At 48.5% G+C, this 24,263-nt stretch carries 26 protein-coding genes, 1 tRNA gene and 1 pseudogene; 4 read left to right on the forward strand and 24 right to left on the reverse strand.

Annotated elements, in window-relative coordinates; all coding sequences use genetic code 11:
• Positions 1 to 32: 32 nt before the first annotated feature.
• The 7 genes and pseudogenes from MBEAL2_RS19990 to MBEAL2_RS20020 form a co-directional block, all read right to left on the reverse strand.
• Positions 33 to 108, reverse strand: a tRNA-Asn gene (locus tag MBEAL2_RS19990).
• 235 nt (positions 109 to 343) lie between these two features.
• The gene (locus tag MBEAL2_RS19995) at positions 344 to 910 is read right to left on the reverse strand and encodes a ribonuclease H-like YkuK family protein (RefSeq protein WP_082130059.1); all 567 of its coding nucleotides are present in this window, start codon (positions 908 to 910) and stop codon (positions 344 to 346) included.
• A 321-nt stretch (positions 911 to 1,231) separates the two neighbouring features.
• Entirely contained in the window at positions 1,232 to 2,023 is a 792-nt protein-coding gene (locus MBEAL2_RS20000; RefSeq protein WP_047154028.1) for an enoyl-CoA hydratase/isomerase family protein, read from the reverse strand.
• A gap of 186 nt (positions 2,024 to 2,209) precedes the next feature.
• The gene (locus MBEAL2_RS20005; protein WP_236692948.1) at positions 2,210 to 2,740 is read right to left on the reverse strand and encodes a VUT family protein; all 531 of its coding nucleotides are present in this window, start codon (positions 2,738 to 2,740) and stop codon (positions 2,210 to 2,212) included.
• Positions 2,740 to 3,293 (reverse strand): annotated as a pseudogene (locus MBEAL2_RS20010) (beta-class carbonic anhydrase). Before MBEAL2_RS20010 ends, MBEAL2_RS20005 begins: the two are co-directional and overlap by 1 nt.
• A 54-nt stretch (positions 3,294 to 3,347) precedes the next feature.
• Entirely contained in the window at positions 3,348 to 3,800 is a 453-nt protein-coding gene (locus MBEAL2_RS20015; protein WP_047154029.1) for a hypothetical protein, read from the reverse strand.
• 205 nt (positions 3,801 to 4,005) lie between these two features.
• Positions 4,006 to 4,185, reverse strand: a complete 180-nt coding sequence (locus tag MBEAL2_RS20020; protein ID WP_047154079.1) for a hypothetical protein — start codon at positions 4,183 to 4,185, stop codon at positions 4,006 to 4,008.
• A 146-nt stretch (positions 4,186 to 4,331) separates the two neighbouring features.
• On the opposite strand from MBEAL2_RS20020, the gene MBEAL2_RS20025 reads away from it, so the two are divergent.
• Complete coding sequence (locus MBEAL2_RS20025; RefSeq protein ID WP_047154030.1) at positions 4,332 to 4,664, forward strand: DUF952 domain-containing protein; 333 nt, start codon at positions 4,332 to 4,334, stop codon at positions 4,662 to 4,664.
• A 91-nt stretch (positions 4,665 to 4,755) separates the two neighbouring features.
• Here the strand turns inward: MBEAL2_RS20025 and dpaL are convergent, their stop codons facing one another.
• A complete protein-coding gene (gene dpaL, locus MBEAL2_RS20030; RefSeq protein WP_047154031.1) occupies positions 4,756 to 5,982 on the reverse strand; it encodes a diaminopropionate ammonia-lyase in 1,227 nt (408 codons plus the stop codon).
• A 359-nt stretch (positions 5,983 to 6,341) separates the two neighbouring features.
• Between dpaL and MBEAL2_RS20035 the strand changes: the two genes are divergently transcribed.
• A complete protein-coding gene (locus MBEAL2_RS20035) occupies positions 6,342 to 6,959 on the forward strand; it encodes a class I SAM-dependent methyltransferase (protein ID WP_047154080.1) in 618 nt (205 codons plus the stop codon).
• Between the two features lie 18 nt (positions 6,960 to 6,977).
• Here MBEAL2_RS20035 and MBEAL2_RS20040 read toward each other — a convergent pair whose 3' ends face one another.
• The 6 genes from MBEAL2_RS20040 to MBEAL2_RS20060 form a co-directional block, all read right to left on the reverse strand.
• Positions 6,978 to 7,439 carry a hypothetical protein gene (locus tag MBEAL2_RS20040; RefSeq protein WP_047154032.1) on the reverse strand — a complete coding sequence of 154 codons (462 nt, stop codon included), beginning with the start codon at positions 7,437 to 7,439 and terminating at the stop codon, positions 6,978 to 6,980.
• Between the two features lie 24 nt (positions 7,440 to 7,463).
• Positions 7,464 to 7,838 carry a hypothetical protein gene (locus tag MBEAL2_RS33035; protein WP_236692949.1) on the reverse strand — a complete coding sequence of 125 codons (375 nt, stop codon included), beginning with the start codon at positions 7,836 to 7,838 and terminating at the stop codon, positions 7,464 to 7,466.
• 20 nt (positions 7,839 to 7,858) lie between these two features.
• Positions 7,859 to 9,136: an ABC1 kinase family protein gene (locus tag MBEAL2_RS20045; RefSeq protein WP_236692950.1), complete on the reverse strand. Its 1,278-nt coding sequence runs from the start codon at positions 9,134 to 9,136 to the stop codon at positions 7,859 to 7,861.
• A gap of 46 nt (positions 9,137 to 9,182) precedes the next feature.
• Complete coding sequence (locus MBEAL2_RS20050) at positions 9,183 to 10,679, reverse strand: aldehyde dehydrogenase family protein (protein ID WP_047154033.1); 1,497 nt, start codon at positions 10,677 to 10,679, stop codon at positions 9,183 to 9,185.
• A 90-nt stretch (positions 10,680 to 10,769) separates the two neighbouring features.
• Positions 10,770 to 11,189: a hypothetical protein gene (locus MBEAL2_RS20055; protein WP_047154034.1), complete on the reverse strand. Its 420-nt coding sequence runs from the start codon at positions 11,187 to 11,189 to the stop codon at positions 10,770 to 10,772.
• A 17-nt stretch (positions 11,190 to 11,206) separates the two neighbouring features.
• Positions 11,207 to 12,304 carry a Zn-dependent alcohol dehydrogenase gene (locus MBEAL2_RS20060; protein WP_047154035.1) on the reverse strand — a complete coding sequence of 366 codons (1,098 nt, stop codon included), beginning with the start codon at positions 12,302 to 12,304 and terminating at the stop codon, positions 11,207 to 11,209.
• A 184-nt stretch (positions 12,305 to 12,488) separates the two neighbouring features.
• On the opposite strand from MBEAL2_RS20060, the gene MBEAL2_RS29535 reads away from it, so the two are divergent.
• A complete protein-coding gene (locus MBEAL2_RS29535) occupies positions 12,489 to 13,547 on the forward strand; it encodes a LuxR C-terminal-related transcriptional regulator (protein WP_052947860.1) in 1,059 nt (352 codons plus the stop codon).
• Positions 13,548 to 13,630: 83 nt separating this feature from the next.
• Positions 13,631 to 14,515: a R2-like ligand-binding oxidase gene (locus MBEAL2_RS20070; protein ID WP_152667865.1), complete on the forward strand. Its 885-nt coding sequence runs from the start codon at positions 13,631 to 13,633 to the stop codon at positions 14,513 to 14,515.
• Between the two features lie 71 nt (positions 14,516 to 14,586).
• Here the strand turns inward: MBEAL2_RS20070 and MBEAL2_RS20075 are convergent, their stop codons facing one another.
• Genes MBEAL2_RS20075 through MBEAL2_RS20115 form a run of 10 tightly spaced genes read right to left on the reverse strand, consistent with a single transcriptional unit; the run spans position 14,587 to position 24,260 of the window.
• Complete coding sequence (locus tag MBEAL2_RS20075) at positions 14,587 to 15,201, reverse strand: YitT family protein (protein ID WP_047154037.1); 615 nt, start codon at positions 15,199 to 15,201, stop codon at positions 14,587 to 14,589.
• A 5-nt stretch (positions 15,202 to 15,206) separates the two neighbouring features.
• Positions 15,207 to 16,166 (reverse strand): 3-hydroxyacyl-CoA dehydrogenase family protein, encoded by a 960-nt coding sequence (locus MBEAL2_RS20080; RefSeq protein ID WP_052947861.1) that lies wholly within the window; start codon positions 16,164 to 16,166, stop codon positions 15,207 to 15,209.
• 29 nt (positions 16,167 to 16,195) lie between these two features.
• On the reverse strand, positions 16,196 to 16,957 hold the full coding sequence (locus MBEAL2_RS20085; protein WP_047154038.1) for an SDR family NAD(P)-dependent oxidoreductase: 762 nt from the start codon (positions 16,955 to 16,957) through the stop codon (positions 16,196 to 16,198).
• Positions 16,954 to 17,931, reverse strand: a complete 978-nt coding sequence (locus MBEAL2_RS20090) for a 2-hydroxyacid dehydrogenase (protein ID WP_047154039.1) — start codon at positions 17,929 to 17,931, stop codon at positions 16,954 to 16,956. The genes MBEAL2_RS20085 and MBEAL2_RS20090 overlap by 4 nt, the downstream gene beginning before the upstream one ends.
• A gap of 58 nt (positions 17,932 to 17,989) precedes the next feature.
• The gene (gene pdxA, locus MBEAL2_RS20095; RefSeq protein WP_047154040.1) at positions 17,990 to 18,994 is read right to left on the reverse strand and encodes a 4-hydroxythreonine-4-phosphate dehydrogenase PdxA; all 1,005 of its coding nucleotides are present in this window, start codon (positions 18,992 to 18,994) and stop codon (positions 17,990 to 17,992) included.
• A 24-nt stretch (positions 18,995 to 19,018) separates the two neighbouring features.
• The gene (locus tag MBEAL2_RS20100; protein WP_047154041.1) at positions 19,019 to 20,224 is read right to left on the reverse strand and encodes a hydroxyacid-oxoacid transhydrogenase; all 1,206 of its coding nucleotides are present in this window, start codon (positions 20,222 to 20,224) and stop codon (positions 19,019 to 19,021) included.
• Between the two features lie 18 nt (positions 20,225 to 20,242).
• The gene (locus tag MBEAL2_RS20105; RefSeq protein ID WP_047154042.1) at positions 20,243 to 21,685 is read right to left on the reverse strand and encodes an aldehyde dehydrogenase family protein; all 1,443 of its coding nucleotides are present in this window, start codon (positions 21,683 to 21,685) and stop codon (positions 20,243 to 20,245) included.
• 28 nt (positions 21,686 to 21,713) lie between these two features.
• Entirely contained in the window at positions 21,714 to 22,040 is a 327-nt protein-coding gene (locus MBEAL2_RS33040; RefSeq protein ID WP_236692951.1) for a hypothetical protein, read from the reverse strand.
• Positions 22,037 to 22,975, reverse strand: a complete 939-nt coding sequence (locus MBEAL2_RS20110; protein ID WP_236692952.1) for a lactate racemase domain-containing protein — start codon at positions 22,973 to 22,975, stop codon at positions 22,037 to 22,039. The genes MBEAL2_RS33040 and MBEAL2_RS20110 overlap by 4 nt, the downstream gene beginning before the upstream one ends.
• 16 nt (positions 22,976 to 22,991) lie before the next feature.
• Entirely contained in the window at positions 22,992 to 24,260 is a 1,269-nt protein-coding gene (locus tag MBEAL2_RS20115; RefSeq protein ID WP_047154043.1) for an MFS transporter, read from the reverse strand.
• Positions 24,261 to 24,263: the final 3 nt, after the last annotated feature.

Below are 24,263 nucleotides of genomic sequence, written 5' to 3' on the forward strand. Positions count from 1 at the left end.
GGAGAACTTCCTTATTCACCTTTGAAAAAAGGTGGCTCCGCAGGCCGGACTCGAACCAGCGACCGATCGGTTAACAGCCGATTGCTCTACCGACTGAGCTACTGCGGAACATTACTTACTCTATATTCTGCGCTGTTTCTTCATCCCTATCCACCTTAGTGAAGGACTAGCAGCGACAAGAATTAATATAGCACAGGTAATAAACAAAAAGCAATATATTTTTTCAGCAATCAGGGAAGGGATTTAAACCCATGTTAAAGAAGGCCATTCCCCGTCCATTTTACAGGAATTTGACCTTCAAAAACCACACTTCGTTACCTTTTTCTCCGTAAGTAAAGACGACCTAATTAGCCCTTACCTTTAACGTCGAGCCTACTTTTGTGTAGCGGTTTGCGTAACAGGAGGCTACATAAGACTCCGGTTTTATTTTTGCCTCTAATCCCATTGCGTTAACCCGTCCGACCATTTCCTTGATTAATTCCTTTGTTGCTCCCTGGTTACCAATGTCCAGATGAATGGCCAGGTTGAAGTCGGCTCCTTTATCCAGGTTGGGAAGCAGTATATCCGATATGGACCCAAGCATCTCAGGGGTAAAATAATACGCAATTTCCTCGCTTAAGGATGTCTCAAGTGAAATCTTTTCCCGAAGGCTTTTAATGCGTCTCGGAACTATGTAGTCCCGCAAGCAGCCCCAGGCACCCTTCCCAATTCGATGAATCAGAATGGCTGAGGTGAACTTTGTATAATTTTTGTACGCCTGCGAATCTGTCCCAATGGCCATAGAATAACGCGCAAGGGGATCCTGCTCGGTAAAGCGTAGGATACGCGCAAACACATCATCAAACTGATTGAAACGCTCACTTATGTTATAAAATACGCCTTGTTCAGCATAGGACATTTTGTTAATCATCAATTGACCTCCTGCTCAGGTTTTTATTGACCGCTCCACTCCGTTCCTAATCTAAGTAAAAAAGACCATCTCGTATGTGTATGAGATAGTCCTTTTATTACGTTACATCAAAGGCAAATGATTTATTCCTAGCCGCTGCAAAACCCCACACAGAGATTCGAACATTTTTCCTTCCTGCACAGGATAATACTGAGAATTGGCTTTTCGTCATCCTTCCTCCTCCTCTCCGGCTTATCTTATCTTATTCGTCTTACCACCAATTGTAGAGTTCGCCACAGGAGAAAGGGCTGCTTTTTTGTAAATTTTTTATAAATATTCGGGTCAGCTTTTGAACTTGGGTTCTCTTTTTTCAACGAAAGCGGCGACCCCTTCCGGAAAATCGACGGGGTCGATATATTGCGGATATCCCCTGTGCCCGAACGCTACTTCTGTAAAAGGAACACACCGTGCCACCGCTTCCTTCGCTGCCTGCAGTGAATTTCTTGAAGCCTTTTTAATTTTCTCGGCAATTTCAAGAATGAATCCATCAAGTTCTTCATTGCTCGTTATATAATTGAGCATCCCCATTCCATATGCTTCGTCTCCTTTGAAAGAGCGCCCGGTAAAAATCAAATCCTTTGTGCGGCTTGGACCGATAAGATGAACCAAGCGTTGGGCGAACCGCTGGCTAATCGTGATGCCGAGCTTCCCAATTGGAATGCCCATAAGCGCGTCCTTTGTGCCAATTCGAATATCGCAGGAAAGAGCAAGCTCAAGTCCAGCCCCCATTGCAGGACCATTTATCACGGCGATGGTTGGAATGCGAAGATACTCAAACGTAGAAATCGCCTCCTCCATTAAACCAAACGCCTCGTTCGCCTCTTCAATGGACATTGAGTGGAATGCCTTAATGTCCGAGCCGACGGTAAATTGCGGGCCTTCTCCCCGTAGAATGGCGACTTTAATTTGTCCGTTTTTTTCAATCTTCCGTCCGATTTCCGCTAAGACTTTCCACATTTCCGGTGTCAGCGCGTTTTTTACTTTCTCTCTTTTTATCGTTACAATAGCCAGTCCCGCCGTTTCCTGCCATACGATTTTTGCTCCGTCATTAAACCTGCAAATATCTATCTTCAAAAGACCACTCCTTCTTTGTCTATAAATAATGCAAATTATATCGTTTATAACCAGTCTAAATATTTATAATTATAATACAAGCCAGCCAAATGAATAAGACAATTTGATATTTCTTTAGCTGCTCCCTCCAGAAAAATAAAAAAGGCGGAGGCACGCCACAGCGTGTTCTCCGCTCTTTTCATAATCTTACAGGCCAACCTGCTTTTCGAAATTCGTTTTAATAACCAGAGCGCCCAGTCCCTGCATGACCACCTTAGCGAGAATCTGCCCGGCGATAGCCATCGGAACGGCCGCCCACGGAAGAAACCCGGCACCGATAGGAGATAATCCAATAATAACAAACACCGTACTGTCCAGAATCCCGCCGACAATTCCGCTGTATAAAACACGCTGGGAAAAAGAGCCCTGCAAGCGCGTATAAATTTCCGTGTCGGCCGTTTCAGATAAAGCAAATGACAAGGCCGAGGCAGCCACTATTGCCATCGTGTCACCCAGAAGGGCTGAAGTAATGGCGGACAGGATAAGCGCAAGAACAATCACGCTATACGTTTTATTTCTCCCATAGCTACGCTGGACAAAATCCCGCAGGATAAATGTGAGGCCGATAATCAATGTACCCGGGGGAATAATAAGGCCCATAACTTGCAGCGGCTGAAAAGCCGCTGTTATTACATTTGCCGTCACAATCGCAACTAAATAAAAAATAATGCTTGCCACTACCCTTTAACCACCACATCTAATTTTCCGGTTTCCGGGTGAATAACAAGGCCATGTACGGCAACGTCCTGCGGAAATATCGGATGATTTTTAACATTTTGCACTGTCGTTTTAACGCTATCCTCTACACTATCAAAGCCTGCAAGCCATTTGTCCAGTTGAATTCCTGCACTAACCAGTGTATCAATCACTTCCTGGCCCACTCCGCGCTGCTTTGCCTTTTCCAGTAAGGAATCAGCATGATGACTTGTCATCCCACAGTCGTGGTGCCCGATAACAAATACCTCCTTCGCCTGCAGCTCATACACGGCCACAAGAATACTCCGCATTACGCTGCCAAACGGGTGAAGCACCATGGCACCCGCGTCTTTAATTATTTTCGCATCCCCATTGCGCAGGTTCATCGCTTTGGGCAGAAGTTCGGTCAAACGCGTATCCATGCAGGTCAATATAACAATGCCTTTATTAGGAACTTTGTAGTTCGGAACTCCTCGTATTTTTCTGTTTCAACAAATTGTTGATTATATGCCATTACCTCAGTCAAAGTAGACATTTTTCTCCTCCTTCTCCATCTTGAATTAATTTCTCCTGCTCTCTTATCTCTATATTATACCCTTTTGCTATATTCTTTCCATTCCAGAGTGTACCTGTAGAGCAGAAGGCAAAAAGAACGATTGTGCCCAATGTAAAAAGAAGAAAGATCATAACGGTTTCGTTCAGGCTCATAAATGGCAAGAAGGCGGTGCCGCATCTTCTTTATTAAAAATTGCATGAATGGCTCTGCGTCGTTCGTTTTTGGGAACGTGACATATGCATATAGCGAATGGCTTTCCGGATCGTCAAGCACGCTTACCCCTGCACACGAATACTCGGTTTTGATGCCCAATTGATTTAATAATGCGAGGGCCGGGTGCATTTCTTCATCTACGTAATCAGAAGCGAAACGCAGCAAAGCTTTAGCTCTCCGAGGCTGCTTCGGGCGCTCATTCCATTCCGTTAGTTCCTGTCTTCTCTTTCTCCACTGTTCCTGCGTATGGGAAGTAAGAATGATTTCCTTCATGAGGCAGCTTCCCTTTCCTTCCTGTTTTCTCTATTGTACTACGAGCCCATCCTGCCTTCTATCCGTTTACCGAAAAGGAGATGAAACGGTCGGAGTTGTCGTTACGAAAACAACCCGATAAAAAAGCAGAAAAAGCCCGGGGGTGCTCCCTGGGCTTTTTCTGCTTTGTCCGATTCGATCTAGCGTACACAATACTATCGTTTAACTAACTGCTGAAAAACCCGCGGCTTGAACTTGAGTGCTTTCTCTTGTAATGGGAGTGGCCGTAATGCGAATGGCCATGGTTTGAATGCCTTCTGTGACGGTAATCACTGCTGCTGTAATGGCGGTAGCCCCCATGCTTTTTGCCGGTAAGCATCCTGAGAAGATCTTTTAAAAAAGACATTGTCTTGTCCCCTTTTTCCATTCAATTTACCTTTTCATACGAAATGGACAGCCTCAAGGTTTCAAAAAAATGATATTATCCGGGCTGTTTTATGTATAAAATAAACTTTGATATGAAAAATGAAGCAAACCGAAAGGAAGCGAACAATGAGCATTATTTATTGCCTTGTCCCCCAATCATACTGGGAGAAATTCGTTAACAAAGAAGAATACGTTCCCCGCGACTACGAGCAGGAAGGATTTATCCACACCACCAAAGGGGATGAGCTTTTATTCAAGGTAGCGAACCGCGTATATGCACAGTACACGGGTCAACTTCTTGTACTTGTCATTGACGAGAAGAACGTCCGTTCTGAAGTCAAATACGAGACGGCTAAAGGCGGAAATTTATACCCTCATATTTACGGTCCGCTAAACACGGATGCAATTACTGAAGTAAGGGCGATGAAGAGAGAAGACAAAGGCTGGACTTTTGCATAATCGCAGGATGAGAAACCACTTTTGTTTTCCGGGAATTTTCCCCGTCTCCTGCTTTCTTCCGCTTCTTTAGGGGAGCGGGAAAACTGCAAAATCACTCCATTTCCTTGTAATTCGGGTATGTACCGTCCCAAACAATTTTCCTGTAGTTTTCCGGGTCAGTGTCCCCCTCCGTATTGAAAACGAGAATAATTGAACGATCGTTTAAATGGATAATTTCGCGTGCTTCTCCTAAATTCTGGTCGTTCAGAAGAAAATCGAGGATCCCTGTGGTCACCGCTCCTGACTCTCCGGAAACAACTCTCGGGTCATCCCCAGGCGGATTCCCGAGCACCCTCATCCCCCTGGCCGCGACGTAATCCGGACACGAGATAAACATATCGCTATAATCGTTCAAAATCGCCCACGAAATCGGGTTCGGTTCCCCGCACGCAAGCCCTGCCATAATCGTATCCATTCTGCCCGTCACATGCCTGGTCTTTCCGTCGCCCGCCGCAGCGGAGAGATAATGGCAGTCCGCTTTATCCGGTTCAACAATTGCAGTGATCGGACGAGATTCTCCAAATAACGAAGCAAACAATCCCTGAATGGAGCCGGCGATCGAACCGACGCCTACCTGGATAAACACATGGGTAGGCTTCTCAATGCCCTGCTCCTTCAACTGCTGAAGGGACTCCGATACCATCGTCATGTATCCCTGCATAATCCAGGTTGGAATCTCCGTATATCCTTCCCAGGCTGTATCCTGGACGAGCACCCAGCCCTTCTCCTTTGCACTCTCCTTTACAAAACGCACTGTATCGTCATAATTAAGCTCGGTTATGTAAGCCTCCGCTCCCGTTGCCTTGATGTTATCCAGCCGAATCTGTGCAGATCCCTTCGGCATATAAATGACGGCCTTCTGGCCCAGCTGCTGCGCGGCCCAGGCTACCCCTCTTCCATGATTCCCGTCCGTGGCAGAAGCAAATGTAATCTCACCCAGCTTCTCTTTCACAGCGGGAGATTTCAACAGATCAAAAGAGAGATCCTTCATATCCATACCGAGCCTGTCTGCAAGGTAGCGGCCGATAGCATAGGAGCCTCCCAGCACCTTAAATGCGTTCAGACCGAAGCGATACGATTCATCTTTCACATAAACGCCGGCAACTCCGATATGCTTTGCGAGATTATGCAGCCCCCGCAGCGGTGTGGCTTCATACCCGGCAAAGCTTTTATGAAAATCCGCCGCCTTTTTCGCTTCCTGTACTGAGAATGCCCCCACCGATCCTTTATTTTCTTCTTCTCTTGCACGTTCGTTATGCTTCCACTTCCACCCTTCCATACGATCCCTCCTGCTAGTTGCTTGTACTCCATACTTCTTCTACATATATACGTTAATTCCTATGCCCAATTTGTTATTCAATCCCCATCCCTTTTGGGTAATGTTGTGGAAGCTCTGAAGGTACTCGCGACGGGGGCGGTTACCGGCGGGTTCCTGGGTGGATTAACGGGCCTTCTCGTCGGTATCGGGCTGCCGTGACGAACCCCCGCTTATGTAAGGCGGGAGATTCGCAGCCGTATAGCGGCAAAAAGCGTGCGAAGCAAGGATCCCTTCTTGTTCCGCACGCTTTCCTTTTTGAAAACCGAATAAAAATAAGGTACGCTGTACGTATATAAATCAGAGGGAAAACGGTGATCAAGTTGCTTGAATGGACAGGAGAAAGAATAATTCCAAAACAGTTAAAGCCAACAAACGGAATGCTGCTCGAACATATTGCAAGATATTATTTTGCCACCCCTTACATACATGGCAGAGTACTGGATATTGCCTGCGGCACAGGGTATGGCTGCCATATGATTGCAAAAGAAAGAAAACGGGAAATAACAGAAGTCATCGGTGTCGATAATGATAGGGAAACAATCGAATATGCAAATAGAGAATACAATCACCAGAAAGTAACGTACGCCGTAGAAGATGCCCTTGACCCCGATCTTCCTGCCAGGCTCGGCCTCTTTGATACGATTTTAAGCTTTGAGACGATCGAGCACCTGGAGGATGACAGGCGATTTGTCCATTCTCTCTATCAAATGCTAAAGCCCGGCGGTACGCTTGTTCTCTCCACTCCGTTCGGAAGAGGGCGCGGCATGCAGACAAGCGAGCCTTTTCACGTACACCAGTTAACGCCGGAAGAATTCAAGGAGCTTTTCGCTCCCTTCTCCTTCTCCGAAATCCAATTCTATTACCAGCGGGGTGTTACTTTTGAACAGCCGAGGGAAGGCGTGCGCTATTTTATCGGGGTCGCCGTATGCCTGAAGTAGGAATTCGTCTCATGCTTTTCATATAATATCGCCATGAAACCTGCGGTACCTGTTATCATCTGCAATACCGACCTCTTCCAGCCGGGCTGTCAATCGCAGTACCAGTTCCCGCAGCCGGGTTACTTCCACTTCAAGATCATCGATCCGTTTGTTGTACATCACCTCAATCCCTTCGCGAAGCCCCTGACCGATTTCCTTTCCCATCTGGCTATATCTCTCTTCCTTCTGGTATTGCCTGGACATGCGTTCGATTTTTTTCTCGGCGAGCCAGTCAATGATAAGGGAAGTGGATTTATCCTCCGTAAGCGCATCGCGGAGCGCATCCTGCACGGTTTCCTTCTTTCCTTTCATCCCATGGTCCTTGCCGTATAGAAGGTGGTGCTCCAGAATCCGCTCGATATCCGGATTTCCCGGCCCGCCGCTCTGCTTGTAGAAAGCTTGAATCCGCTCCTCCATCGTCATTTTTTTGCCCTTCTCCATATCCGATTCCTCCTCTCTTTCGTGTCAGGCCCGCTTGGAACGCAAAATCCGCCAAATAAGGTATACGGAAATAATGCCTGCACCTAAGAGCGCAGTATCGGCAAAAAATGGCACCAGAGCACCGGATACCCTGCCTACAGCGAAAGCCTGGAGAATGCTGCCGCCAATAAAAAGCGCTCCCGCCAACCCGGTAAGGGAGAGACGATTGATCATTTTATTGAGCACATCGGCGGAGTTTTCGCTGATGCGCGTTTCCACCGTAAATTTCATATGGTTCCAGGCAAGCCGTTCAAGAATTTTGTTAACCCTGCGGGGGAAGGTTCCCACGAGCTTAAATGTTTCGGTGAGAAGGCTCGCATTGGAACGGTAGTTAAACCGCCGCGCCGTCCAGTTCTTCATAATGTTTACATCCGCTGTTTCTACCACGCTGTGAAAGCTGATTTCCGGACACAGCCAGCGGGCGGTTCCTTCCGCGGCCGAGAACCCCTTAGCCCACAGCGCAAGGCCGTTGGTATTTTGCAGTAGTTTTTCATGCCGATGGCAATAATGGACATCGTGAGGTTTCCCCAGTTGTAAATGGATGCCTGGTTGCTGTTCACATACTGAATCATCATGGACCGCATTTGATCCTTTAACTTCACCGGATCCGTATACATCGTTTGGTCAAGTATATCCATAACACATTCCACAGCGTCCTCAGCCTGGTTCACCCGAATATGCATAATCATTCGGAATAGAGCCTCCGTATGCAGGGTGTCCGTTCTTCCCGTCATCCCAAAATCGATGAGAACGCATTTCTTCGTATGCCTGTCTACAAGAATGTTAGAGCCGTGCGGGTCCCCGTGATAATACCCATTCAAGAAGGTTTTAATATAATAATGAGCGAGATCGGTCATGCGGAGCAGGCGCTCTTCGAATGTAAAGAAATCAACGGGAAACTCCTTTAACGACCAGCCATCAACAAATTCCTGGATGAGCACTTTTTTTGTGACCATGTATACTTCCGGAACATGGAGCGTTTCAAACTCTTCGGCAATTTTTCGGTGGTCTTCCATCGCCGCCGCTTCGTTCTCCATATTCAGCTCGCTTAGTGAACTGCTGTAATAATCATTAATTAAATCCGGGAGATTAACAGAAGCCTGGAGGGGGCGGGGAAGGAACCGCTGCACCCGTTTTACGAGTTTTCTAATGACGGCTATATCTGTTTGGAAAAGGCGGTCCACATTCGGACGGACAACCTTGACGGCACATTCCTTTCCTCCCCGCAGCCGGGCCCGGTACACCTGGGCAAGTGAAGCGGAACCGAGAGGCCTTGAATCAATCCATTCGAATGTCGCCATCCCGCTCGGCAGTTCATCGGAGAGAATGGCCTCAATCGATTCAAAAGGCATAGGCGGGACTTCATCGAGCAATGCACTCAACTCTTCAGTAATTTCAGCCGGCAGCAGTTCCTGCCGTGTAACAAGCACCTGGCCCAGTTTAATAAACGTCGGGCCAAGCTCTTCAAAGGCAAGGCGCATCCTTTTTCCGACTTCCCGCATGTTTGTACGGGTGCTGAAAACATGAAGCAGGCCGTGCTTTCCGAGAACAGAAATAATCGTACGGAACCTGGAAGCCGGGGTGATTTTCGCTCGCTCTTCCGACAGCTTGCCCTGGAGCGAGCGTGTTTCCGGTTTCTTTTCTTTTAATCCATACATGATGTTTTCACCTCACCGTTCCTCTCCTGCCGGAGAGGCAGATAGTTTAGAAGTAAGCCATTGGAGCTTCATTCAAATCAACCATGACCGTTTTTGTTTCCAAATAGGCGTCCAGCGCATGCGCACCGAGTTCCCGTCCTAAACCGCTTTGCTTGTATCCGCCAAACGGGGCCGTCGGTGTAAGAACCTGGTACGTGTTGACCCAGATCGTTCCCGACTTAATCCTTTTCACCGTTCGAAGGGCTCGTTTAATGTCACGGGTCCATACCGCAGCGGCAAGCCCGTATATCGTATCATTGGCCATCTGTACAACCTCATCCTCTGTATCAAAAGGAATCACACAGACGACAGGTCCAAAAATTTCCTCCTTTGCGATGGCCATGTCCGGCCTAACATCCGCAAAAACAGTCGGCTCAATAAAGTAACCGCCGTGCAGTCCCTCCGGTTTTCGGCCCCCTGTCATCAAGCGTGCCCTCTGTTCCTGTCCAAGCCGGATGTAATGCTCGATTCTTTCGAGCTGTTCGGCGCTAATAACCGGGCCGATGTCGGTTGCAAAATCCGTCCCCGCTCCGCACGTTAGCCCTGCCGTCCGCTCCGTTAAACGGGTGAGAAACGGTTCATACAGATCACGCTGAACGAATATCCTTGTCCCCGCCTGGCAGACCTGTCCGGAATTGAGGAACACACCGAACAGCGAACCGGACACCGCCTCTTCTACGTCTGCGTCGGCAAAAATAATGTTGGGCGACTTCCCCCCCAACTCCAGGGTGACACGCTTAATGTGCTGGGCTGCGGAAGCCATAATGTGGCGTCCTGTCGCTGTTTCTCCCGTAAAGGCGATTTTGGGAACATCGGGGTGGCTTACAAGGGTCTTTCCTGCCTCATCGCCCCCGGGTATAACGTTAATGACCCCTTCCGGAACACCTGCTTCGCTCATAATTTCCGCAAGTTTAAGGGCAGTGAGCGGTGTTTGCGGAGCCGGCTTCAGTACGATAGAGCACCCGGCTGCCAGCGCGGGAGCGATTTTCCATGCCGGCATAAGAAGCGGAAAATTCCAGGGCGTGATAAGGCCGGCCACACCGATAGGCTCCTTTAACGTAAGCGTCATATATTCCTGAGGTCCCCCTGTCATATTGAAAGGGAGTGTCTGCCCGCTTACCTGGGAAGCAAGGCCGGCAAAATAATCAAACGTATCAATAACGAGCGGAATCTCGACAAACAGAGCTGTATTGATTGGCATCCCATTCTCCAGGGAGATAAGCGTAGCCAATTCCTGCTGGGATTCGCGGATTAACCGGGCGACTTTAGAGAGGATACGCCCCCTCTCAAGCACGGTCATTGCCAGCCATCTGCGCTCTATAAAAGAATCGTTCGCCGCTTTAACGGCACGGTTCACGTCTTCCTGTTCGGAAAAAGCTACTTCTACAAGCACCTCCCCGGTTGCCGGATTAAAGACAGGAAAGGTTTTTCCAGAAACCGATGGCACCCATTCACCATTTATAAATAGATGATTCCGAAATTTTATAGCACTCGTTTCCACCATGTGCTTCCCTCCTTGTTACTGGCATACATGCAGCTGTCCATTCACCTGAAAGACGGGAAAAAGGCGCGGCGGTTTCCCGGCGCCCTTCTATTAGGCTTCAATTAAATCCTCCCTGTTGATTTGCACAAGGTAGTCTTTGTACATGCCATACAGCGGCTGAAGGGCCGGTACAACTTTAAGCGCTTTGGAAAGAGGCCCGACCGCCTGCATTTGCTGACGGGCCAGCGCCTGAGAGAGATCGACCTTGCCGAGCCAGAACCGGTGCCCTACGTCCGCATTCATTTTAAATGTAAGCAGGGGCTGAACATCCGTATCTCCAAGAATAAGGTTCATTTCCTCTCCGCCGTTTGTTTCCGGCATCATGGTCACTTTTCCTTCCGGGTTGCTGTACACATATTGAACCGGTCCGCCGACCTGGTTAATCACCTTTGCCGATTCTGTATCGATAATCGATTTAAAGTAATTTCCTAATACGTCGTACAGTTCTTCTGAGTCTTTAAAAAATGGCATGTTTTTTCCTCCCTGTTCTAGAATTTAATAATGCCCCGGGCCACCTGGCCGTCCAGCATATCCTGAAACGCTTCATTTACTTGCGATAAATCGTATGTCCTGGTCATCAGTTCATCGAGCTTCAGTTTGCCGGCCTTGTATAAATCCAGAAGCTTCGGCAAATCAATCCGCGGGTTGCCCTGTCCGTACCATGTGCCGGTTAACGTTTTCGCCTGGGAAGGGATAGAGAACGCATTGATGCATACTTCTTCGTTCGGCGAGGCAATTCCAACAACAACAGCCGTTCCTGTCTTACGAAGGCAATTGTACGCCTGAGCGATCGTTTCAGGACGCCCGATGACCTCAAACGCATATTCCGCTCCCAGCTGATCCGTATAATCCAGCACGGTCATAATGACATCCTTTTCCCTGGCGTTAATCGTATGCGTGGCGCCGAACGTCCGGGCCATTTCCAGCTTGCGGTCCATCGTATCCACCGCAATAATCTTTTCCGCTCCCGAGAGTTTCGCCCCCTGGATTACGTTTAATCCGACACCCCCGGTACCGATGACCACGACACTGCTTCCCGGACGGACCTTTGCCGTATTGATAACTGCGCCCACACCCGTCATTACACTGCAGCCCACAAGTGCCGCCAGCTCCAGCGGAACGTCTTTTCGAATCGGAATGGCGCTCGCTTCCGGTACAACCGTATATTCCGCAAAGGTCCCTGTCATGCTAAATTGATATACTTCTTCCCCGGCTAACTGAAACCGGGTTGTTCCGTCCCGCTGCGCTCCCATAAGGGCTGAAGCAGCAGCCGAATCACACATATCATACCGGCTAATCTGGCAAAAATAGCATTCTCCGCATTCAGGGACCCACGACAGAACCACATGGTCACCGGGCTTTACGCGGGTTACACCATCGCCTACCGCTTCCACAATACCCGCACCCTCGTGCCCTAAGACAAGCGGAACCGGGAGCGGGAGATCGGCTTTGATAACATGCAGATCGCTGTGGCACACCCCCGCAGCCGCCATCTTAACGAGCACTTCACCCGGTTTCGGGTCCATAAGTTCCACGTCAAGGGTTTGAACCGGTTGTTCATAATCAAGCAAAACCGCTGCTTTCATTCTCTCTCTCCTTTCGTTCGTAATTAAAGCGCTTTCTTATTCTCATATTTTCATATCCACACCGTCCGGTCTATCCCGTAAAACTGGGGGGGCAGGTAGGCCATTTTTAATGGTCTGATTAGCACTATCCAAATAGTGGTAATATTGTGATAATATTTATACCATTTCGAAACGGAGGAACGTTATGTTGATTGCCAATCATTTAGCTCATTCAGCACATCTGGCTTCCGCATTTGAATCCTTTTCGCTGCCGGAGGAGATAGGATGGATTGCCCTTGTTCAGCGTACCGGCAAGGAATATACGCTCATTGGGGCAGCAGGGAATATTCCTTATTCTCTCGAAGATCTGGGGCAGCTAAAATCATCCCCTTCCGAAGCGCTTGTTCTGCCCTGCACATCGGAATATGAGATTTGGGTAAAGGCAGCTTCCTTTCATTCCCTCGCCCCCCTTCCCTGTTTGCGGGAGTTCCTGCATAACCTGCGCCTTCTTTTCCATTCGGATAATCCGCCGAAAAAACTGGCGGATGAACATTTTCTATATGAAAAACTCTCCAGACTATATGAGAATATGATCAATATCCGCAGGCCGGAGATGCTGCAAACAGCAGCAGATTTATTCGCGGAGCTTCTTCATTTTAAACGTGTCTGCCTGTTCGCTTACTCGCCTAAAAAACAAAGCTTTTACGGCATTGTCGGACATAATCTGAACAACGACTTGATTAAACGCATCCATGAGCCGTGGAGCAATATCCCTTTCGCTCCGCTCGTGCTTGCGTCCAGAATGCCGGCCTATGTTCCGGAGGTTTCCCGCCTAAATGGCTTGCCGGCCCGGTATATTGAACAGTTTGGCCTTACCTCACTCGTCGTCACACCGTTGGTCGCGGACAATCAAATTATCGGTGCTGCCCTCATGGACCACGGCGGCGAATTTTTTGAGCCTTCCGGCGAAATTCTCCAGGCTTGTATGCAATTCGGCAACCATATCGGGAGGGTTATCTACCACCAGCAAACAGTAAATAATGGAGAGTATTCGTCCTGGCTGCACGAGCGGCCGCTCAGCCCGCGGGAGGCGGAAGTCATCCAGCTTGCGGCGCTGGGGGAGAGTACGAAAGAAATTGCGGCCAGCCTCAGGCTTAGCGACTATACGGTACGCGATTATCTTACATCTGCCGTAGAAAAACTTAATGCGAGGAATCGTACGGAGGCTGTAGCCGTTGCTCTGCGCATGGGCATTATTCAGTAGAGTCTACCCCCGGCTTTTTTCGGGATAGGAACCCTATTCTTTTTTCGCTACGCTAGACATACCAAAACTAAGGAGGTATGTTTATGAACAGGAACTACCAAACAGCAACGGGGTTAAAGCACGACTCTCTTCCTTTTCGCCTGTACCAAAAAGCGAAGAAATTCGGCCAGTGGGACCCGCTCGCCATTGATTTCACACAGGACAGAAAAGACTGGGGGAATTTCACGGATGAGGAAAGGCATTTTATCCTGCAAGTGCTCTCTCAATTCCAGGCAGGAGAAGAGGCCGTTACGATCGATTTGCTGCCTCTTGTGATGGCGGTAGCAGAGCAGGGGCATCTGGAAGAGGAAATGTATCTCACCACTTTCCTTTTTGAAGAGGCAAAGCATGTTGAGTTCTTCCGGCTGTTCTTTGACAGCCTCGGGCATACGGACATGCTGACACCGAATACATCCGAAAACTATAACAGAATTTTCTCCGTTGAGCTCCCTTCTGCTATGCAGCGGCTCCGTACCGATACTTCACCTGAAGCTATCGTGAATGCATCGGTGACATATAATATGTTTGTAGAAGGTGTTCTTGCTGAGACCGGCTACCACGGTTTCCACATGTCGGCTGCGAAGAACAGAGTTCTGCCAGGTCTGTTGCAAGGGCTGGAGCACGCCAAACGGGATGAGTCCCGCCATATCGGGTACGGTACCTTCCTGCTCCAGCGTATGATTAGCGAAAACGGTGATTTATTCGATCTGGTATCACAGAGAATGTCGGAATTAATGCCGCTGGCCATGGGGCTTATCGAGGATAACTATGCTCACTACGAAATTCCGCCCTTCGGTGTAGATGCTGATGAATATTTAAACTTTGCTCTCAGACAGTTAGGCACACGGCTGGATGTGCTGGAGAGGGCACGCGGGAAATCGATGAATGAAATTTACCGAATGGAAGAGTCTGAAGCGGGAATTGTGTAAGCGTATTCAAAAAAATGAATAAAAGATAACAGGCGCTCTCCTTGTGTATAAGGAAAGCGCCTGTGTTTTTCTTATAATGACTCTATCTGTTCCTCGCTACCCCTCATAGGAGAAGAAGCCGGATACGGAATACGGCCTACCAGATAAACGCCCAGCGCACTAAACGCTGTAAGCACGAGCGAAAAAATCGTCTCTGTGGCTCCGATTAAAAAGAGAGTTAACGGATATACAGAGGAATCAATCAAAAAAATCGAACGGCTCAAAGAAAATCCGAATCGCTCATGGACCATTTTCCCGAGGAGGGAGCCGCCGCCAAGGCTTGCGTTCATCCTGGCGAGAATGCCGAGCGCGGTCCCCATCGACAATCCTCCCGCAATACTCCCAATCCAAATGTTGTGAATCCCAAAACGGAGCAGAGGCTCCTGCAGAAGGCCAATAAGCAAGGAGCAAACAGCCATACTCACAACGGATTTATAAAACAAGTCCCTATAGAAGAAAAAAGCAAGAAGAAAGAGCGGAAGGTTTAAAACAAAGATACCGACTCCAATATTGATATGGTACAGGTAATAACCCATCAAACTTAAGCCCGTCATCCCGCCGTTCATAATCTTATTGGGAACCGCAAACAAAATGTTTCCGACTGCAAAATACAAAATCGCTAAAAAAATAAAAAGATAGCTCTTCATACGTTTTAATTCTCGTCACTGTTTTGCTGAAGATCTTTTTTAACCCATTCAATGAGTTCTCTTTCACGTTCACGATTCATCTTCTCTGAAAACTCGGGCGGCCACTCATAAAACCCGGCGCCATTTTTCTGTCCGTATTTGCCTTCATCCACCAGCCCGCGCATCGTTTCCATCGATGCCTGAGCCGTGCTGAGATCTGGGAACAGGTAGCTTGAAATCGAATCAAACACGTCCAAACCGCCCATATCTGCGCTCATAAACGGCCCTGTAACCGGAAGGCGGCGGCCAATGCTGTACCGAACCGCTGCATCGATGTCCTCCATAGAAGCAACATCCGATTCAAGCAGATATTGCGCTTCTCTAAACAAAGCATACTGAAGGCGGTTTCCGATAGAACCGAGCACATCCTTCTTCACGACAATGGGTTTTTTGTTCATTGCATGGAGCAGATCAAGTGAGCGTTGTACCGTTTCGTTGGACGTATGCTCTCCCCTTACTACTTCTACAAGCGGAATGAGGTGACCCGGATTCCAGAAATGTGTCACAACCGTACGTAAAGGCTGGCTCGTATGTAAAGCGATCTCTGTGGGGCTCAAGCCTGACGTGTTGCTGGCCAGAATGACACCTTCCGGGCATAAAGCATCCAGCTTTCTGAAGAGATCCTGCTTTAGCGCCAGGTTTTCCGGCACAGCCTCGATAATAAAGGTAGCGTCAGCAATGCATTCTTCCATATTCGGGATGAAATGAATGCGCGATTCAATTTCTCTGCATTCTTGCTCTGATTCAATTGCACCGTACTGGTGAAGGACACCAAGCTTGTCCCGGACACCTTTTCGGCCGCGTTCAATATCCGCTTCATCATTTCCCCATACATTCACTTCAAACTTCGACCAGGCGGCCGTTAACGCAATTGAATGGCCCATTGTCCCTGCGCCGAGAATCGAAAGCTTTTCTTGATTTATCATGTTTATCGCCCTCTCCTCTTTTTCAAAAACTAGATAGCTGTCCAGCCCCCGTCAACCCGAATCGTATCTCCCGTTACGAAATCAGACAGGTTGGATGCAAGGAAAAGGACGGCTCCCGTTACATCTGACGGCTTCGCCAGCTTGCCCATCGGAATGCGGCTCATTACATCTTGATAAAAATGAGTATCTTCGAACATTTTACGCGTTAAATCGGTCTCAATAAACGTAGGCGCAACAGCATTTACTTTTATATTGTGGGAAGCCCATTCCACCGCAAGCGCCTTGGTGAGCTGCACGGCTCCTCCCTTGCTGGAGCAGTAGGCGGAACGCTTAACGTACCCGACAAAAGCCATCTGGGAGACAATATTGATGATTCTGCCTTTTCCCTGCGGGATCATATATTTTCCCGCCCGCTGTGAGGCGAAGAACGTTCCCTTCAAGTTCGTATCAAGAACGGCATCCCAGTCCGCTTCTGTTACTTCTAATACAGGTTTTGGGATGTTGACTCCGGCGTTGTTCACGAGCACGTCGATGCTTCCCAGCCGCGATACGGTTTCATCCACCATTTCATACACACTGCTTACATTCTGTATGTCCGCAATGATAGAAGAACAGTTCGGATGATAAGCCTTTAACTCCTCAACTGCCTGTGTCAGCGTTGCCTCTTCCCTGCCGGTAATTATAACATTGGATCCCAATTCAGCGAAAGCGCGGGCGATATCCTTCCCAATCCCTTTGCTTCCACCTGTCACAAGTATATTCTGTCCTTTTAACTCCGAAAAGTAGTTCATACCGTATCCCCTTTCACTTCAAATAATAACTCCGTTCCCGCCAGGCCGGCCAGAAGGTTCTGCGCAGCAACAACCGCCATTTTCGTCCTCGTTTTAATGCTTGCGCTTCCGATATGAGGGAGAGCCGTGACATTCGACAATGATAGAAGCGGGTTGTCAAGAGAAACCGGCTCCTCGTCAAATACATCAAGCCCCGCGGCCCATATCTCTCCGTCCTGTAAAGCCTCGTATAACGCCTGCTCGTCCACATTCTTCCCGCGCGAAGCATTAATGAACACGGCGCTGGATTTCATCAGTTTGAACTCTCGCTCTCCCATCATCCGGTACGTTTCCGGAGTAGACGGAGCGAGCAGAACGACGAAATCTGATCGCTCAAGAAGTGAATCGAGTGAGCAGTATTCCGCATTCAGGCTTTTTTCAATGTCAGGTTTGCGGCTGCGGTTGTGGTAAAGAATATTCATGTCGAATCCGGCAGCCCGCCTGGCTATGCCTTCTCCGATTCTTCCCATGCCGATAATTCCGATGGTGGCACCGTAAACATCCTGGCCCGTTAACAACATCGGCCCCCAGCTCTTCCATTTGCCTTCTTTCACATAGGCGGCTCCTTCGGCAACTCTTCGCCCGGAAGCCATTAATAGGGCAAACGTTAAATCCGCTGTTGCTTCTGTGAGAATACCCGGCGTGTGCCCGATGGCAATCCCTCTTCTCGCTGCTTCCGCTATGTCAATGTTATCGTAGCCGACCGCCATCGTGCTGATTACCTTTAACGAAGGAGCCGCATCCAATACTTCCTTATCGATCGAATCCGCGACATTTGTCAGAATGCCAGCGGCGTCTTTTACCTGTTCAAGCAGCACCGTTTGTGGAATGGCTGTCTCCTCACTATCCCAGACATACACGTTCGCTTCTTTTTCCAGCAGTTCGATTGCTTCCTGCGGCATTCTGCGCGTGACAACGACCTTTGGTCTGTTCATCCTCTCCGCCTCCTTTTAAAATAAGGGAACAGCATTTGCACTGTTCCCCTGAAACCTATCATACTTCTCTTTTTGGTGCCAGATCGACAGCCTGGCGCAGTGCTTCTTTCAGGCTCAGCTCATTTACAATCCCTTTACCGGCGATGTCAAAAGCCGTTCCATGGTCCACACTTGTGCGAATGATTGGAAGTCCAACCGTAATATTTACGCCGGCTTCCAGGCCAAGAACTTTAATCGGCCCATGCCCCTGGTCGTGGTACATCGCTACAACAATGTCAAAATCACCGCGCCCTGCCCGGAAGAACAGAGTGTCCGCAGGAAGAGGCCCTACGACATTGACTCCTTCCACCTGCGCTTTCTCCACCGCAGGAACGATTTTTTCCGCTTCTTCTCCGTAGCCGAACAGCCCATTTTCACCGGCATGCGGGTTAATTCCGCATACTGCAATTTTCGGATCTTCATACCCGGCCTTTTTAAGCGTATCGTGTGCAAGCTTAATCACATCGTACACCCGCTCCGGATTGATTTTTTTAATCGCATCGATAATTCCGATATGCGTTGTTACATGAATCACCTTTAAGTTAGGAGCAGACAGCATCATGGAGAAGTTATCCGTGTTTGTCAATTCAGCAAGGATTTCCGTATGGCCCGGATAAATATGGCCGGCCTTATGCAATGCCTCTTTATTCAGCGGCGCAGTACAAATGGCATCGATCTGGCCTTCATTCGCCAGTTGAATCGCTCGCTCCAGGTAACGGAAAGCAGCGTTTCCCGCTTCCGCCGATACGTGTCCAAACGGCAGGTCCTCGGGCAGAAGATTCAAATCCACGCAATCAACCATTCCATATTCGAACGCAGCTTCCGCCGGAGATTGAATGGTTCGAACCTGAAGCGTGCTGTCTACAATCTTCCCCGCTCTTTCGAGAAGCTTCGCATCTCCTATTACAAATGGCGCACAGGATGTGTAGATGTCTTTGTCGGCTAATGCCTTCATAATAATTTCCGGGCCTACGCCAGCACCGTCCCCCATTGTGATTCCGATAATCGGTTTTGCGGTTGGCATTTCACTCTCACTCCCTTGTTGTTTTTATAAAGCATTTCGCAGCAGCTGTTCCAATCCCTGCTGTGTAGGTACACGAGGATTGTTGCGAATTAACCGGGCAATCGGCAGTGATTTTGCCGCAATTTCCGGAATATCTTTTTCCTGAATGCCAATTTGAGACAGGCGTGTTGGAAGGCCGATATCGTCAAGCAGATTCAGAACCGCATCCGATGCGGCAAGAGCTGCTTCCCGATCATCCATTCCTTCTGTATTGATGCCGAAAGCGCGGGCGATATCGACCATTTTTTTCGTTTCTACCGCTGCATTATATTCCATTACGTAAGGGAGCAGGAGACCCGTAACTTCTCCGTGCGGTGATTTGACAAGGCCCCCGATTGGATAAGCCAGCGCGTGAGCGGCAGCGGTTCCGGCATTCGAGAACGCCATGCCGGCAAGCAGGCTTCCAACAAGCATATTCGAGCGCGCTTCTAAATTGCTTCCCTGCTGTACCGCAAGTACAAGGTTTTCCGCAATGAGCTTAATCGCATGAAGGGCAAGGGCATCACTGACTGGAATGGAGCCCTGGAATAGAATGCTTCCTTCCGCCTGGATGTATTGGAAGTTCTTCGCTGTATATGCCTCAATCGCATGGGAGAGTGCATCGATTCCCGAGCAGGCCGTCACGTAGGGTGGAAGCCCGGTTGTTAATTCCGGGTCGAGGAGCGCAACCGCCGGACGCATGTAGTTATCAGAAATACCCGCTTTAATGTTGTTCTCAACGTCCGTTAAGACAGCGACAGAGGTAACTTCTGATCCCGTACCGGCTGTTGTCGGAATGGCAATAAGCGGAGCAATTGGACCCGGGATTTGATTTTCTCCGCCATAATAATCGAGCGGGTGTCCGCCATGTGCAACGAGCAGCGCCGCAACCTTAGCCATATCGATACTGCTTCCGCCGCCAAGACCGATAATAGCATCTGTTTTCATTTGGGACTTCGCAAACTCGTAACATTCCATTGCACTGCTTACAGGCGGTTCCGGAACAACCCTGTCGTATACGACAACATTGTAATCCGCTTCTCGCAGCAGGGAGATTACGGTTTCTGCAATTCCTGCTTTTACGATCCCAGGATCCGTAACGAGCAGGACATTTTTTGCTTTTAAACGCTGCAGGATAGAATCCAGCTGCTTAATGGCGCCATTACCAAATACGACTCTCTCTGTTGAAAAAAACTCCCAAATGTTTCTCATAACTCTCCACCACTCTCCCTATAAATTGATAACAACGATTTTTTCTTCTGTCATTTCCTGCACTGCATAATGAGGACCTTCTTTGCCGATTCCGCTATTTTTTAAGCCGCCGTATGGCATGACATCCGCACGGTAGGAGGAAACGTCGTTAATAATCACGCCGCCAAAATGCAATTCATGCGCAGCCTGCATTGCGATTTGAATATTGGAAGTAAACACCCCTACCTGAAGGGCGAGTTCACTGTTATTTGCATGGTCAAAAGCTTCCTGAATATCATCAAAAGGAATAATGCTCACTACAGGGGCAAATACTTCCTGGCAGACGACCTTCATGTCCGGTGTTGCATCTACGAGAATGGTCGGCTGCAGAATGGCACCTTCTCTCGTACCGCCAAACACAACTTTTGCCCCCTGCTCAACAGCCTCTTGAATCCACGATTCCGCCCGTTTGGCTTCTTTCTCCGAAATCATGGGGCCCACATCTGTCGTCTCGTCTTCCGGATTTCCTACGCGTAAAGAACCGGCCACTTTGATTGCTTTCTCAACAAAAGCATCAAAAATATCACGGTGAACATAAATGCGCTGCACGGAAATACAAGCCTGGCCGGCATTGATATACCCCCGCGTCACACAAAGCTCGGCGGCCCTATCGAGATCTGGAGCATCGCGGTGGACGATGTTCGGCGAATTGTTGCCAAGCTCGAGCGTTACTCTGCGTATGCCGGTCGCGCTCTTAATGTGGCGGCCTACTCCGGCGCTTCCCGTGAAGGTGTACATGGCAATCCGATCATCCTCGAGCAAATACTGCCCCGCTTCCTGACCGAGTCCGTTTACAATGTTGAGGAAGCCTGCCGGCAATCCTGCTTCTGTTAAGACTTCCGCGATTTTGCATGCGATGACCGGCGTGACTTCAGCCGGTTTTAAAACAACGGTATTTCCAGCCGCGATAGCAGGACCTATCTTATGCAGCGTCAGATTGAAAGGAAAATTAAAAGGCGTAATGGCGCCAATAACGCCAACCGGAACACGGACAGTAAACGCCATCTTGTTTTCGTTGCCAGGCTGGCCAAGCGGAACTCCGGTCCCTGCAATGCGCTTCGCTTCTTCAGCAGAAGCGATTAACGTCTGAATTCCCCGATCAATTTCCCCACGCGCATCCTTCAGAACCTTACCAACCTCACGTACGATAATGAGTGCCAGTTCTTCTCTGCGCTCTTTAAAAATCTCAGCGGCGCGCATTAGAATTTCATATCTCTCATACGGGCTTAGCTTCTTTGTTTGAAAGGTTTCATGAGCGTTTGTTATCGCGCTTGTTACCTCTTCCTTCGTTGCCCGTGCAATGCGTGCGAACTCTTCTCCTGTGTATTTATTAAACACAGCAAGGGTTTGGGCTGGTTCGTGCCATTCTCCATTGATGTAGTTTCCATAAGTTGCAATCTGTTTCTCTGTCTTAATCTCCATTGAATTTTCCTCCCTGGATCTTTGATATTTATTCATGCCAGCCTGTAAAGTAGCCGTTTTCGTCGAACGCCATTTCCTGCGGTTCGCCCACAATTTCTATATAATCAAGCGCCTCGATTTCGGGCAGAAGTGATTCTGAAACATAAAGGTACTCAAGGTGAAGGGTGTTCGGAATGCGAATAAATCTTGCTTTATCAGATTCCACTCCCCAGGTAGCACGGAGGGCAGCTTCTACCGCTTCTCTGTCGTTATTAAGCACGATCGGGACCATTGCCCGGTGAAGGAATGTACTCGTAATGACGTTCTCGTTCATTTTTTGATAGTCAATCTTGTCAAATAGCTTTTTTGTCGTCAAATCGGCCAATCCGATTCCGAGCGTGTTCCCATGGGATTCTTCACTGACGTCACTTGCGATAATGTACTTAATACGCGGTGTTTTCGGCTCTTCCACTCCAAGAATGCGAATGCGCCCGATGATGTTGGTGTCCATCCCTGTGCCGCTGTAATTTTTCCCGATTTCGCCAACGACCAGAAGGTCAATATCTTCGACAGGAAGCTTAGGCATAAGAGCGCTGATTCTTTCAGCAGCTCCTTTTCCCGCTCCGGAATGGATGCTGTAGGGATAGCTTCGATTTTTGCCGTTTGCTCGAATGCATTTTCAATAAGGGCGACTCCGCAAATAATCTTGGCCTTATCCAGCATTACCTGGGCCACTTCCGGCATAATATCGCGAATACCATGCACGCCGTAGCTGTGAATGAGAAGGGCCTGCTTATGCTTTCCAAGTCCAATGGCAGCCATTTTCATGAGTCCGCTTTCGATGTGAATCGGGGATTTAAAATCGGTATGAACCTTTACCCGCCCCATCAGGACGATTCCGTCTGCCTCCCACGCGTTTTTATCCACATGGACCGGCATACCGGCAGGCGTTTCCCCTATGTGAACGACTTCCATAGATGACTGAATGGGAGCTCCACAAAACGCCTCGGTTACCCCCAAACTTTCAAGCACTTCCACCTGACCTTCAGCGGTTGCCCCACCATGGCTGCCCATGGTGGGAACAATAAATGGAGCAGCCCCGAGTTTTTTCAATTCGTGTACCGTAGCTCTAATAATCACTGCAATGTTGGCTATTCCGCGGCTTCCCGCCGTAATCGCAATTCTCATTCCAGGAGTGATTTGATCTGCAAGTCCTATTGCAGCTAATTGATCAGAGACGGCTTTATCAATGTCCTGAACTGCCGGACCCCTGAACCTTTGCTTAACCAGTGCGACTTTTGGAAACTTCATTCCTTTACCTCCTCTGTTACTTCACAGCGCTCAACGTTGTATCTTTTTGAATCGTTTCTTTATCCTTTTTTAGATACCTTCCGAGAATCGTAATTACGATTCCGGAAACGACAAGGGATGCGGCAAGGAAATAAAATCCCATATGATAATTTCCTGTCGTGTCTTTAAGTTTACCAAAAATTGACGGTCCATAATAACCACCAAGGTTTCCGATTGCGTTCTGCAAGCCTAGCGCGGCTCCGACAATACCGGCCGGAATAATAGCAGTAGGAATCGTCCATAGCGGACCATAAGGCGCATAAACCCCAATAGCCGTAATAGAAAGCAGAACCATTTGGGCAAACGGAGACGTTACAAATTGGCCTGCGATCATGCTCAACGCCGCAATTAGTAAAGGAATGACTACATGCTGGATACGATTCATACGACGGTCAGACCAGATAGAATTAACAAACATGCCTACTAACGCACAGGTAAACGGAATGGCGGTTAACCAGCCCATTTCAACAGGGTCTTTTGTAAATGACTTTACAACACTCGGAACCCAGAGCGTATAGCCGTAAAAACCTGTCATCCAGAAGAAGTAAGTAACAACCAGGCCCCATACAATAGGGTTCTTGAATGCAGCTCCATATCCTTCAGATTTTATTGCATTCTTTTGTTCTTCTTTTAGTTCTGCAAGCAGTTGCTTACGTTCCCTTTCATTCAGCCATTCCGCTTCGCTCGGCTTGTCTTTTATTACGAAAAGCCAGACAAATCCCCAGATAAATGGAGGGATTCCCTCAATAATAAAGACTGTTTTCCAATCGAAGTGAGCAAGCAGTAATCCTGACAGTGGAGCCATAATCATGGCAGATGCTGGCAAGCACGCCATCCAAAAAGCATTTGCGCGCGCTCTTTCCTTAAGGGTAAACCAGGAAGCTAATAGAACGAGAACGGCCGGCCAAACGCCGCCTTCCGCCACACCAAGGAAAAAACGAACAACTTTTAGCTGGGCCTCTGTCTGCACAAAGCCGCAGGCAGTTGCAAAAATACCCCAGACCATCATGAGAATAAATACAAATTTTTTGGCGGACCAGCGCGATGCCAGGATTCCACCGGGAATCTGAAGAAGTAAATAACCCCAGAAGAAAATACCGGCAATATCGCCCGCCCCGGATGCTGACAAATTCAGGTCTTTCTCCATATACGGGAGCAAAACTCCAACGTTAATTCGATCCATGTAGGCAAACATGTACATAATAAAGGCAACCGGTATAATTCTCATCCATTTTGAAGAACTCATTGT

Source organism: Aneurinibacillus tyrosinisolvens, from assembly GCF_001015055.1.
Classification (GTDB): Bacteria; Bacillota; Bacilli; order Aneurinibacillales; family Aneurinibacillaceae; genus Aneurinibacillus_A; species Aneurinibacillus_A tyrosinisolvens.

Excerpts from the sequence above, each read along its gene's own strand:
- MBEAL2_RS19995 (WP_082130059.1), bottom strand. The coding sequence starts at position 910 with ATGATTAACAAAATGTCCTATGCTGAACAAGGCGTATTTTATAACATA.
- MBEAL2_RS20015 (WP_047154029.1), bottom strand. The coding sequence starts at position 3,800 with ATGAAGGAAATCATTCTTACTTCCCATACGCAGGAACAGTGGAGAAAG.
- MBEAL2_RS20020 (WP_047154079.1), bottom strand. The coding sequence starts at position 4,185 with ATGTCTTTTTTAAAAGATCTTCTCAGGATGCTTACCGGCAAAAAGCAT.
- MBEAL2_RS20025 (WP_047154030.1), top strand. The coding sequence starts at position 4,332 with ATGAGCATTATTTATTGCCTTGTCCCCCAATCATACTGGGAGAAATTC.
- dpaL (WP_047154031.1), bottom strand. The coding sequence starts at position 5,982 with ATGGAAGGGTGGAAGTGGAAGCATAACGAACGTGCAAGAGAAGAAGAA.
- MBEAL2_RS20040 (WP_047154032.1), bottom strand. The coding sequence starts at position 7,439 with ATGGAGAAGGGCAAAAAAATGACGATGGAGGAGCGGATTCAAGCTTTC.
- MBEAL2_RS33035 (WP_236692949.1), bottom strand. The coding sequence starts at position 7,838 with ATGAAGAACTGGACGGCGCGGCGGTTTAACTACCGTTCCAATGCGAGC.
- MBEAL2_RS20045 (WP_236692950.1), bottom strand. The coding sequence starts at position 9,136 with ATGTATGGATTAAAAGAAAAGAAACCGGAAACACGCTCGCTCCAGGGC.
- MBEAL2_RS20050 (WP_047154033.1), bottom strand. The coding sequence starts at position 10,679 with ATGGTGGAAACGAGTGCTATAAAATTTCGGAATCATCTATTTATAAAT.
- MBEAL2_RS20055 (WP_047154034.1), bottom strand. The coding sequence starts at position 11,189 with ATGCCATTTTTTAAAGACTCAGAAGAACTGTACGACGTATTAGGAAAT.
- MBEAL2_RS20060 (WP_047154035.1), bottom strand. The coding sequence starts at position 12,304 with ATGAAAGCAGCGGTTTTGCTTGATTATGAACAACCGGTTCAAACCCTT.
- MBEAL2_RS29535 (WP_052947860.1), top strand. The coding sequence starts at position 12,489 with ATGTTGATTGCCAATCATTTAGCTCATTCAGCACATCTGGCTTCCGCA.
- MBEAL2_RS20070 (WP_152667865.1), top strand. The coding sequence starts at position 13,631 with ATGAACAGGAACTACCAAACAGCAACGGGGTTAAAGCACGACTCTCTT.
- MBEAL2_RS20075 (WP_047154037.1), bottom strand. The coding sequence starts at position 15,201 with ATGAAGAGCTATCTTTTTATTTTTTTAGCGATTTTGTATTTTGCAGTC.
- MBEAL2_RS20080 (WP_052947861.1), bottom strand. The coding sequence starts at position 16,166 with ATGATAAATCAAGAAAAGCTTTCGATTCTCGGCGCAGGGACAATGGGC.
- MBEAL2_RS20085 (WP_047154038.1), bottom strand. The coding sequence starts at position 16,957 with ATGAACTACTTTTCGGAGTTAAAAGGACAGAATATACTTGTGACAGGT.
- MBEAL2_RS20090 (WP_047154039.1), bottom strand. The coding sequence starts at position 17,931 with ATGAACAGACCAAAGGTCGTTGTCACGCGCAGAATGCCGCAGGAAGCA.
- pdxA (WP_047154040.1), bottom strand. The coding sequence starts at position 18,994 with ATGCCAACCGCAAAACCGATTATCGGAATCACAATGGGGGACGGTGCT.
- MBEAL2_RS20100 (WP_047154041.1), bottom strand. The coding sequence starts at position 20,224 with ATGAGAAACATTTGGGAGTTTTTTTCAACAGAGAGAGTCGTATTTGGT.
- MBEAL2_RS20105 (WP_047154042.1), bottom strand. The coding sequence starts at position 21,685 with ATGGAGATTAAGACAGAGAAACAGATTGCAACTTATGGAAACTACATC.
- MBEAL2_RS20110 (WP_236692952.1), bottom strand. The coding sequence starts at position 22,975 with ATGAAGTTTCCAAAAGTCGCACTGGTTAAGCAAAGGTTCAGGGGTCCG.
- MBEAL2_RS20115 (WP_047154043.1), bottom strand. The coding sequence starts at position 24,260 with ATGAGTTCTTCAAAATGGATGAGAATTATACCGGTTGCCTTTATTATG.